Raw genomic sequence first — 11094 nt, forward strand, 5'->3', positions numbered from 1 at the left:
AGCAGCCCGGCCAGCGCCAGCGCGACTGCAGCCGGGGCGGGCCGGGCCGCGGCCGCGCGGGCCGCACCCGGGCGGCGTGGGGTCGTGGCTCGGGCCGTCGTCACACTCTTCGGCACGCGGTCGCGCTTCGGCACGCGGTCGCGGTCGCGGTCGTGATTCGTCATCGTCGAGGCGCCTCTCTGGGCCGGACGGACCCGGAGCACCGCTCCACGGGCCCGCAAGGGGGAGCGATCGCCACCGTATGCGCCGGTCACCGCCAGCGCGCGCCCTGCGGCCTTAGCGTGCCCACCGCCCGACCGACGGAGGGGAACACCGAGGTGCTGCTGCACTGCGAAGCCGTAGGCAAACGCTACGGACGGGGCCGCTGGATCCTGCGCGACGTCGAACTGACCCTCGCGCCCGGCGACGTCCTCGCCGTCGTCGGCGCCAACGGCTCCGGCAAATCCACCCTGCTACGGATCCTCGCCGGCCTCGCCCGCCCCACCACCGGCCGCCGCACCGGACCGGCCACCGCCCGAGGGGCCGCCGTCGGCTACGTCCCCGACCGCTTCACCGCCCACGAACGCCTCACTGCCATCGCCTACCTCACCCACCTCGGCCGCATCCGCGGCCTGCCCACCGCCACCGCCCGGGCCCGCGCCGGCCACCTCCTGGACCGGCTCGCCCTCGTCGGCGGCCCGGACGCCGAACTGCGCACCCTCTCCAAGGGCAACGCCCAGAAGGTCGCCCTCGCCCAGGCCCTCCTCGTGCCGCCCGACCTGCTCGTCCTCGACGAACCGTGGTCCGGCCTCGACGCCTCCGCCCACACCGTGCTCGCCGGGATCCTCGCCGAAGTGGCCGCCGCCGGCGGGGCGGTGGCGTTCACGGACCACCGCGAGGCCCTCGCCCGGACGCACGCCACCGCCGTGCCGCACGCCACCGCCGTGCACACCGTCGCGGGCGGACGGGTCACCCGCCGCGCCGACCCCGTCCCGGGCGCTGCGGTCCCGCCCGCGGTGGTCGTCCTCGGCCGCCCGGGCGGCGCCGACGAGGCGGGCCGCGCCGGTGTCCTCGACCTCCCCGGGGTCCTCGCCGCCGAGCGCCGCGGGGCCGAACTCCACCTGCGGGTGGACCGGTCCAGGACCGACGCCGTCCTGCTCGCCGCACTCCGCGACCACTGGTCCGTACTGGCCGTCACCAGGCCCGCACCCGAACCGGCCACCGCACCCGAATCGGCCACCGCACCCGAACCCGAACCCGACACTGCCCCCACCCCGAGGACCACCGCCCGATGACCGCCCTCGTCCGCTACCGGCTCACCACCCTGCTGCTCTCCCAGCGCTACCTCCCCCCACTGCTCCTGTTCACCGCCCTCGTCACCGTGCTCACCAGCAACGACACCGGCCCGCTCACCGCCACCCACGCGGCCTCCGGCCTGGCGATGCTGCTCGCCGCCACCTGGCTCACCACGGCGCTCGCCGGGCTCGACGACCCGCCCCACCGGGCGGTGGTGACGGCCGCCACCGGCGGCCACCGGCGCCTGGCCACCGGGACCGTCCTCACCGCGCTGGCGGTCTGCCTGCCCCTCACCGTCCTCGGCCTGGTCCTGCCGCTCCTCGTCGGCAACCACAGCCCCACCGCCGCCGACCTGCTCCTGGGCGCCGAGGCCCAGCTCACCTGCGCCTGCACCGGCGCCGCCGTCGGCCTGCTCACCGCCCGGCCGGTGGTCCGGCGACAGGGCCACGGGCTGCTGCTCGCCCTCGCGCTGCTTCTCGTGCTGACCCTCGGCAAGGGCCTGCCGCCGGTGAACGTGCTGCTCACCCGGCTCTCCGGCCACCACCGGTCGGCGGACCTGGTCGGCTCCACCGGTCTGCTGCTCGCGCTCGCGGCCGCCCTGCTCGGGGCCGCGGCGGCGGCCCACGCCGTCGCGGTCCGGCGGGACTGACCGGCCCGGACCGCCGCGCCGTCCGAGGGACCGCCGAGCGGGTGCTCCGCGCGCCCCGTACGCGCCCCGCGCGCTCCGCCGTCGGGGTGCCGACCGGCACGCCGCGACGGGCGCCGGGCGCAGCTCGGGCACGATCGTTCAGCCCAGCTGTCGCGGCCCTTAAGAATTCCTCGATGGACCGCACCCCCTCCGACCAGGCAGATTTCTGCCTGCCCGGATTACGGACGCCAGGACCGACACCAGGACCCCGGCCCCGTCACCACCCTCCGGCCCTCCCGGGGGCCGCCACCGCCGGGCCTCGTCGGCCTGCCCACACCAGGCCGCCCCACCGTGCGTCAGGAGCCACCGCCGTGAAGGCACTCGTCAAGCAGAAGGCCGAGCCGGGACTCTGGCTGATGGACGTCCCCACCCCGGCGATCGGCCCCGGCGAGGTGCTCATCAAGGTGCTGCGCACCGGCATCTGCGGCACCGATCTGCACATCCGCAAGTGGGACGGCTGGGCGCAGCAGGCCATCAGGACCCCGCTGGTGCTGGGCCACGAGTTCGTCGGCGAGGTCGCCGAGCTCGGTGCCGGCGTCGCGGACATCGCCGTCGGCGACCTGGTCAGCGGCGAGGGCCACCTGGTCTGCGGCAAGTGCCGCAACTGCCTGGCCGGCCGTCGCCACCTCTGCCGCAACACCGTCGGCCTCGGCGTCAACCGCGACGGCGCTTTCGCCGAGTACGTCGCGCTGCCCGCCTCCAACGTCTGGGTGCACCGGGTCCCCGTCGACCTCGACGTCGCCGCGATCTTCGACCCGTTCGGCAACGCCGTGCACACCGCGCTGTCCTTCCCGATGGTCGGCGAGGACGTGCTGGTCACCGGTGCCGGCCCGATCGGCATCATGGCCGCCGCCGTCGCCAAGCACGCCGGCGCCCGCAACGTCATGATCACCGACGTCTCCCCGTACCGCCTCGACCTCGCCCGCAAGGTCGGCGTCACGCTGGCGCTCAACGTCGCCGAGCACACCATCGAGGAGGGCCAGCAGAAGCTCGGCCTGCGCGAGGGCTTCGACGTCGGCCTGGAGATGTCCGGCCGGCCCGAGGCGATGCAGTCGATGATCGCCAACATGACCCACGGCGGGAAGATCGCCATGCTGGGCCTGCCCGCCGAGCAGTTCCCGATCGACTGGGCCTCCGTCGTCACCTCGATGCTCACCATCAAGGGCATCTACGGCCGCGAGATGTTCGAGACCTGGTACGCGATGTCCGTCCTCCTGGAGGGCGGCCTCGACCTCAGCCCCGTGATCACCGGTCGGTACGCCGCCACCGACTTCGAGGCCGCCTTCGACGAGGCGGCCGGCGGCCGCTGCGGCAAGGTCATCCTCGACTGGACCGCCTGAGCACCCTCGCCGATCCGACGATCCGATTAGGAGCAGCTGTGTTCGACAACGTGCGCGACGAGGTCGCCGCCACCCTCGACGAGATCCGTGAGGCCGGCCTCTTCAAGCCGGAGCGCGTCATCGGCAGCCCGCAGAGCGCCGCCGTCACCGTCACCGCCGGTGGCACCCCGGGCGAGGTCCTCAACTTCTGCGCCAACAACTACCTCGGCCTCGCCGACCACCCCGAGGTGCTCGACGCCGCCAAGGACGCGCTCGACCGCTGGGGCTACGGCATGGCGTCCGTCCGCTTCATCTGCGGCACCCAGGACGTGCACAAGCAGCTGGAGGACCGCCTCTCCGCGTTCCTCGGCCAGGAGGACACGATCCTCTACTCGTCCTGCTTCGACGCCAACGGCGGTGTCTTCGAGACCCTGCTCGACGAGCGCGACGCCGTCATCTCCGACGCCCTCAACCACGCGAGCATCATCGACGGCATCCGCCTGTGCAAGGCCCGCCGCCACCGCTACGCCAACCGCGACCTCGCCGACCTGGAGCAGCAGCTCAAGGAGAGCCAGGACGCCCGCCGCCGCCTGATCGTCACCGACGGCGTCTTCTCGATGGACGGCTACGTCGCCCCGCTGCGCGAGATCTGCGACCTCGCCGACCGCTACAACGCCATGGTCATGGTCGACGACTCGCACGCCGTCGGCTTCGTCGGCGCGGGCGGGCGCGGCACGCCGGAGCTGCACGGCGTCATGGACCGGGTCGACATCATCACCGGCACCCTCGGCAAGGCGCTCGGCGGCGCCTCCGGCGGCTACGTCGCCGCGCGTCGGGAGATCGTCGCGCTGCTGCGCCAGCGGTCGCGCCCGTACCTGTTCTCGAACTCGCTCGCGCCGGTCATCGCGGCCGCCTCGCTGAAGGTCCTCGACCTCGTCGAGAGCTCGAACGAGCTGCGGGAGCGGCTGGCGGCGAACACCGCGCTGTTCCGTTCGAAGATGACCGAGGCGGGCTTCGAGATCCTGCCGGGTGACCACCCGATCGCGCCGGTGATGATCGGCGACGCGGCGAAGGCCGGCCGGCTCGCCGAGCTGCTGCTGGAGCGCGGCGTGTACGTGATCGGCTTCTCGTACCCGGTCGTTCCGCACGGCCAGGCCCGGATCCGGGTCCAGCTCTCCGCCGCGCACACCACCGAGGACGTCGAGCGCGCCGTCGCCGCCTTCGTGGACGCGCGCGCCGCGCTGGGGGAGTAGCCCCCACACCGCCGTGACCGCCGCTCTGCGGCGGCCGCCGGGAACGGCCCCTGGCGGGCCGGTTCCCCCTCGATCGCCCGTGGCACGTCCGCTCGGAACCGGACGTGCCACGGGCTCCCGAACCGCTGTGCGGTGTCGGCGGGGCCGGCCCCGCCGACACCGCACAGCACCAAGACCACCTGCCCCACCCTCCCGCCGCGGGAGTGGGAAGTCGGCCCGACCGACTTCCCACTCCCGTTCGCGGTTTCCGGGGGATGGGGGCTCCGCACTGGTGGCTCGCTGCCGGCGCTTCCTCCGCCGTGCTGCGGTCGGTCCCTCTCCTTGCCTCGCTCCCGTTCCTCGCTTCCCTTCGCTCCCTCCCCTTCGCTCCCTCCCTGCCCCGCACTTTGCAAAGTTCCACTTTGCAAAGTGCGGGAAGCAGCTGGAGGAGGCTGCGCACCCCGGGAATCAAGGGGATCGCCCCTCGTAGCACTTTGCAAAGTGTGGACTTTGCAAAGTGCTACGAGGGGGTCCGGGGCAAGGGGCCGGGTGGTCGCCGGAGTACCGCGCTCGGTGTTGCCGGGAGTGGGAAGTCGGCGGGGCCGACTTCCCACTCCGCTGTCCCTCCCGACCGGTTCGTCACCCCCGCCCCGGCAGCCCCACCGACGCTGGCAGAATTGGTCTGTGATCGACGCGAGACGGCTGCGGACCCTGCGAGCGGTGGCGGACCACCGGACGGTGACCGCCGCGGCGGCCGCGCTCTACCTCACCCCCTCCGCGGTCTCGCAACAACTGGCTGCCCTGGAGCAGGAGACCGGCCACCACCTGCTCGCCCGCGAGGGCCGAGGCGTGCGGCTCACGGCGGCCGGCGAGATCCTGCTCGGCCACGCCGACGCCGTCCTCGCCCAGCTCGAACGGGCCGAGGCCGACCTCGCCGCCTACAGCGCCGGCGTCTCCGGCGAAGTCACCGTGGCCTCCTTCGCCACCGGAATCTCCCTCGTCCTCGCGCCCGCCATCGGCACCCTCGCCACCCGTGCCCCCGGCGTCCGGCTCAAGGTGCTCGACGCCGAGGGCGACGCCAGCCTGCCGATGCTGCTCGACGGGCGCGCCGACCTCGCCGTGGCCGTCGAGTACCGCGGTGCCCCGCGTGCCGACGACGCCCGGCTCACCCGCGTCCCGCTCTACGCCGAGCCCTTCGAGGCCGTTCTCCCGCTCGCCCACCCGCTGGCCGCCGCCGAGGGCCCGGTCGCGATGGCCGACCTCGGCGACGAACCATGGATCGGCCCCTACCCGGGCAACCCGTGCCACGACGTGGTGCTGCTGGCCTGCGAGCACGCCGGTTTCCAGCCGCGCCTGGTGCACTCCTCCGACGACTTCCGCGCCGTCGTCGCCCTCGCCTCGGCCGGTGCCGGTGTGGCCCTGGTCCCGCGCTCGGCCCTTCTCGGCGTCGACCTGGCCCGGGTCGCCGTCCGCCCCGTCGACAGTGCTCTCGCCACCCGCCGGGTCTTCGCCGCCGTCCGCGCCGGCGCCGACGGCCACCCGCTCATCCGCCCCGTCCTCGACGCCCTCGCCGAAGTGGCTCCGGCCACCCTCTGACCCACCCCTGGCCCACCCCCTGGCCCGGCGCGGGCAGCCCTCCGCACTTTGCAAAGTGTGAGGAGGGGCTGCAGGTGCGGGCCCGGGTGGCCCGTGGCCCGTGGCCCGTGGCCCACGGGCCACGGGCCGCGAAGCATGACCCGGGACGGGCAATGGGCGATGGGTTACCGGCGACGGACGATGAACGATGAATGGCGGCCGACGGTCAACGGCCGACGGCCGATCGACGACAGGACAGGTGGTGCAAGGTGGGATTCCTGGGGGAGAGCTGGCGGCTGGTGCGGGCCGGGGAGCTGCTCGGTGAGATCGTGATCGCCGAGGCGGACTTCCCGTGGCTGCACGGGTGGTTCGTGCCGACGGCGGCTTTCGGTGCGGTGCAGCCGTGGTTCGAGGAGTCGTTGGCGCTGCTCGACGCGGAGGAGCACGAGCGGTTCGACGCGAGCTACCAGCGGATCGCGGGTGCGCTGTCGCTGGTGGCACCTGCGGGGCCGGTGGCGGAGTTCCTGCTGCACGTCGACGGCGGGCGCGCCTGGTTCCGGTGAGCGACGAGCCCTTCGACGAGACCTGACCGCCGCTCCCGGGCGTGATGTTGGCATCATCCGGGCACGTTCGACCTCTTGCCGGTGTCCGACGGGAGCGTCAGCATGAGGGCACCGCAGTGGTGTGCCGCCGGAGGGGGGATCCCGTCGATGGGTGGTGGAGATCCGGTGTGTCCGGCGTGCGGAGCGCCACGCGCGCCGGGGGTGCCGCTACCGCCGGCGGCGGCGCTGCCGCTCACCCGGGAGCTGACGCCCCGGGAGCGCACCGTGCTGCAGCTGTTGGGCCTCGGGTACGACAATCGCTCGATAGCCTACGAACTCAATATCAGTGAGCGCACCGTCAAACGGTTCGTCACCGCCATTCTGGCGAAACTGGGACTCCGGTCAAGACTGCAGGCCGGACTGCTCGCGCTGATTCTCGCATCCTCCCCCGCCGAAGGCGGTTTCTGGCCCAAAGGTCTCATGGACGGCGTCCCGGGCGGCGGTGATGATGATCTGGCATCCGAGAAGGAGGGGACCATGACATTCGACGCCCTCGCCGCCCTCCGGCAGGCGGGCAACCCGGTCGACCTGCTGACACTGGAACAACGGGACGTGCTGTCCCGGCTCAGCGAGGACGAGGTCGCTGTCCTCAATTCCGTGAAACAGCGGCTCGACGCTGTTTCGGACGCCGAGGTGGAAGGGCATTCCTTCGTCATCAAGTTGGCGTGAGATGGCGGTCAGATTCGGGATTCTCGGGCCGCTGCACGTGCTGGAGAACGGCCGGGCCGTCGATCCGGGATCACGGAAACAACAGATTCTCCTGGCGGCGCTGCTGTCCCACGCGAATACCCGGGTGTCGGCCGACTCCCTGGTCGAGGCGCTGTGGGACGACGCGCCGCCGCGCACCGCCCGCAAGAACCTCCAGGTGTACGTCTCGGGGCTGCGCCGGCTGGCCGGTCCCGAGTCCGGCCCGGACTCCGGCCCCGGCCCCGGGGTCACCCGGATCAGCCACCGGGCCGGCGGCTACGTCCTGCACACCGCCGAGGGGGAGCTCGACGCGCTCCGCTTCGAACAGCGGGCCAGGGCCGGGGCGCTCACCGAGGCGCTGGAGCTGTGGCGCGGCTCGGCGCTCGACGGGTTCCGGGACGTCCCGCTGATCGACAGCGCCGCGCAGCGCCTCGACCGCCGCTTCCTCGGCGTGTTCGAGGACTGGCTGGACGCGAACTCGCCGCCGGGCGCGGGGCGGAGGCGATCGAGCGGGCCACCGAGACCGCGCAGCGGCACCCACTGCGTGAACGGCTGCGGATGCTGCAGATGACCGCCCTGTGCCAGGCCGGGCGCCGCTCCGAGGCGCTCGCCGTCTACGACGAGCTGCGGCAGGCGCTGGCCCATGAACTCGGCCTGCCACCGAGCCCGGCCCTGGCGCGCTTCTACCGTTCGCTGCTGTGCGAGGCCGGCCCCGTCCGGCCGCACCCCGCGCCTCCCGCCGAGCTGCGGCCGCCGCCCCCGCGCCCGCACCGGGCGGCGGCGCCGAACCTGCTGCCCACCGACCCGCCCGCGTTCACCGGCCGCGCGGCCCCCGTGTGCCGGCTGACCGAGGTGCTCACCGGCGGCGCCGGCCGGCTGGCGGTGGTGACCGGACCGCTCGGCGCGGGCAAGACCGCGCTCGCCGTCCACACCGCGCACCGGTTGGCCGACCACTTCCCGGACGGCCGGCTGTTCGTCCGGCTGCGCGGGGAGGACGGCCGCCCCCGCCCGCTGGAGGACGTCCTGCGCCAGCTGCTGGCCGCCACCGCCTGCGGTGAACGGGACGGGACGGCCGGTGCGCCGCCCGTCGCGGAGTCCGCCGACCCGCGCTGGGCCTGGCAGCTGTGGCTGACCGGGCGCCGCGCGCTGGTGGTCGTCGACGACGCCCGCCGCGAGTCCGAGGTGCGACCGCTGCTGCCGGAGGCGGGGGAGAGCGCGGTCGTGGTCACCGCCCGGCCCCGGCTGATCGGGCTTGAGGGCGCCCACCGGGTCTGGCTGCCGCCCTTCACGGCGGACGAGGCGGTGGAGTTCCTCGGCCGGACGATCGGCGCCGAACGGGTCGACGCGGACCGGGAGTCCGCCGCCCGGATCGTCCGGGCGACCGGGCTGCTGCCGCTCGGGGTCCGGCTGGTCGCCGACCGGTTGGCGTTCCTGCGGCACGTCCCGCTGGGCGAGTACGGCGCGCGGCTGAGCGGTGGCCGGGCGCTGCTGGACGAGCTGTGCGGGGGCGACCCGCTGGTGCGGGTGCGCCTGGCCGAGTCGGTCGGCGAGCTGCCGGAGGCCGCGCACTGGGCGTTGCTGCGGCTCGGCCTGCTGGCCCGGCCGGTGTTCACCCTGGACCGGGCGGCCGCGGTGCTGGACTGCGACCCGGGGACGGCCGTGCGGGTGCTGGAGGACCTCCTGGAGGCCAGCCTGCTCACCGTCGCCGGCGCGGAGGGGCTCGCGCACACCGTGCGGTACGAGATGCCGGCGCTGCTGTACGCGTACGCCCGGGAGCGGGCCGGACGGACCGCCGACCGGGTGCCGGTCCACCACCACTGAGCGAGCCGGGCGTACGGCGCGGGAGCCGGGAGCCGGGAGCGGGGGCTCCGGGAGCGCGGAGCCGGCAGCGAAGAGCCAGAAATGAAGGGCCAGGAACCAGGAGCAGAACGGTATATGACTAACCGTCATACCGAAATCGAACCGCCGCCTAATCGCCGTCATACCGGGGATCCCTACGTTTCTCCCGGGCCGGCGTAGCGGACGCCGCACTGCAGAGGGAGGTCAGCATGAGTGACTCCATCAACCCGGAGCCGACCGAGGCCGAGGACGAGGTCGACGTCGTGGCGCACGGCATCGATGTCGAGGACGACGGCGTCGTCGACGACATCTGTGTGATCAACAACAGTTCGGCGATGTGAGATTGCCGCATCCGGTCGTCCAGTCATGACGTCATGACCTGGTGACCTCGTGGCGGCATGACGCCCGAGCGGGTCATCCGGCCCCGGCCCGAGCCGCCGGCGGCCGGGTGGCCCGTTCGGCCGGTCCCACCCCGATCGCCCGCTCCCCGATCGCCGCTTCCCGATGGCTACTTGCCGATCACCGTTGCCCGACCGCCGCGCCCCGACCGCAGCCCCTGGCCCGGAGGCCCCGTGAACATCCTGCTCTGCCCGCTGAGTGACGGCGGCTACCTCTACCCGGCGCTCGCCGTCGGGCGCGAACTGCGGCTCCGCGGCCACCGGGTGTCGGTGCTGGGCCGCGCCGGCGCCGCACCGTTCGCGGCCGAGGCCGGTCTGCCGTTCGCGGCGGCGGAGGAGTTCGGCGGCGAGCGGGCCTTCTCCGCCGCCCGCTGGGGCGTCATGGGCCTCGCGCAGTACCGGGCGACCGTGCGCGCCGCCCGGCAGGCCCGCGCCGACCTGCTGGTGACCTCCGTGCTGTGCAACGGCGCACTGCTCGCCGCCGAGACGCTGGACGTCCCGGTGGTCGTGATCGGGTTCTCGATCCACCTGTGGACCTACCGCTCCGGGGGCGAGGGTGAGCCGCAGTACGGCCGCACCCGGGAGAACCGGACCCTGGAGACGCTGGCGCTCTACGAGGCCACCCGGGATGAGGCCGGCCTCGCCGCCCGGCCGTCCCGCCGGTCGCGGGCGACGGTCGCGGCCGCCACCTCCGGCGGCCCGGACGAGTCCCCGCTGCTCGGTGACGCGCTCCTGCTCCGCGGTGACCCCGAACTGGAGTACCCGGGAGCGGAGTTGCCCCCGCGGGTGCACCAGGTCGGGCCGCTGCCCTGGGAGCCGGCCGCCGACCCGGCCGAACTCGCCGCCGTCGAAGCCGCGTTGGCGCGCAGCGGCAAACCGGTCGTCTATGTGCACCTGGGCCGCTTCTTCGGCGGTGGCAGCCCGTGGCCCCGTCTCAACGCGACCTTCACCGGCGGCCGTTACCAGGCCGTCGTCGAGCAGGGCCGCACCGCCGAGCCGTGCCCCGCCCCGGGCGCCGACATCCTGCTCGTCCGCAAGCCCTGGCTGGGACCGCTCGTCGACCGGGCCGGGCTGGTGCTGACCGCCGGTACCTCGGCGCCCGTGCTCGGTGCCCTGCTGCGCGGCCGCCCGCTCGGCGTCACCCCCAACGGCTCCGAACAGCCCGTCCTCGCCGGTGCGCTGCTGCGGGCCGGCGCCGCCGTCCACCTCCCGCGCACGGGGGAGCCGGACCAGGCCGGGCTGGTGGACGCGGCCTGGCGGGACGACCGGCTGCGCTCCCACGCCCACCGCCTCGGCCGACGGCTCGCCGACGCCTCCGCGGACGGCCCGCGCCGCGCCGCCGACCTGGTCGAGCAGACCGCCCGCACGTCCGACCGGCAGCCCGCAACCTCAAGGGAGAACCATGGGTACTCGATCAGCCGCCCCGGACCTCGCGGCCGTGGAGAGCCTCTCGGCGGGCGCGCGGCGGTGGATCGGTCG

At 74.2% G+C, this 11094-nt stretch carries 9 protein-coding genes and 1 pseudogene; all 10 read left to right on the forward strand.

Annotated elements, in window-relative coordinates:
- Nucleotides 1-323: 323 nt before the first annotated feature.
- Nucleotides 324-1274, forward strand: coding sequence for an ATP-binding cassette domain-containing protein (locus VR45_RS13140; protein WP_107084177.1), 951 nt, complete (start codon nucleotides 324-326; stop codon nucleotides 1272-1274).
- Nucleotides 1271-1924 carry a hypothetical protein gene (locus VR45_RS13145; protein ID WP_045939905.1) on the forward strand — a complete coding sequence of 218 codons (654 nt, stop codon included), beginning with the start codon at nucleotides 1271-1273 and terminating at the stop codon, nucleotides 1922-1924. The genes VR45_RS13140 and VR45_RS13145 overlap by 4 nt, the downstream gene beginning before the upstream one ends.
- Before the next feature lie 350 nt (nucleotides 1925-2274).
- Nucleotides 2275-3303 (forward strand): L-threonine 3-dehydrogenase, encoded by a 1029-nt coding sequence (gene tdh, locus VR45_RS13150; RefSeq protein WP_045939906.1) that lies wholly within the window; start codon nucleotides 2275-2277, stop codon nucleotides 3301-3303.
- Nucleotides 3304-3341: 38 nt separating this feature from the next.
- A complete protein-coding gene (locus tag VR45_RS13155; RefSeq protein WP_045939907.1) occupies nucleotides 3342-4535 on the forward strand; it encodes a glycine C-acetyltransferase in 1194 nt (397 codons plus the stop codon).
- A gap of 663 nt (nucleotides 4536-5198) precedes the next feature.
- Nucleotides 5199-6110: a LysR family transcriptional regulator gene (locus tag VR45_RS13160; RefSeq protein WP_030395698.1), complete on the forward strand. Its 912-nt coding sequence runs from the start codon at nucleotides 5199-5201 to the stop codon at nucleotides 6108-6110.
- Between the two features lie 248 nt (nucleotides 6111-6358).
- Nucleotides 6359-6652 carry a hypothetical protein gene (locus VR45_RS13165; protein ID WP_045939908.1) on the forward strand — a complete coding sequence of 98 codons (294 nt, stop codon included), beginning with the start codon at nucleotides 6359-6361 and terminating at the stop codon, nucleotides 6650-6652.
- Between the two features lie 147 nt (nucleotides 6653-6799).
- A complete protein-coding gene (locus VR45_RS48580) occupies nucleotides 6800-7360 on the forward strand; it encodes a helix-turn-helix transcriptional regulator (RefSeq protein ID WP_286163180.1) in 561 nt (186 codons plus the stop codon).
- Between the two features lies 1 nt (nucleotide 7361).
- Nucleotides 7362-9199 (forward strand): annotated as a pseudogene (locus VR45_RS13175) (BTAD domain-containing putative transcriptional regulator).
- Between the two features lie 227 nt (nucleotides 9200-9426).
- The gene (locus VR45_RS50035) at nucleotides 9427-9558 is read left to right on the forward strand and encodes a hypothetical protein (RefSeq protein WP_255360214.1); all 132 of its coding nucleotides are present in this window, start codon (nucleotides 9427-9429) and stop codon (nucleotides 9556-9558) included.
- A gap of 231 nt (nucleotides 9559-9789) precedes the next feature.
- The coding region (locus tag VR45_RS13180) for a hypothetical protein (protein ID WP_063772468.1) at nucleotides 9790-11094 on the forward strand (1305 nt) is incomplete at its 3' end.

Origin of the sequence: Streptomyces sp. NRRL S-495 (assembly GCF_000966955.1) — a bacterium.
In the GTDB taxonomy this organism is placed as follows: Bacteria; Actinomycetota; Actinomycetes; order Streptomycetales; family Streptomycetaceae; genus Kitasatospora; species Kitasatospora purpeofusca.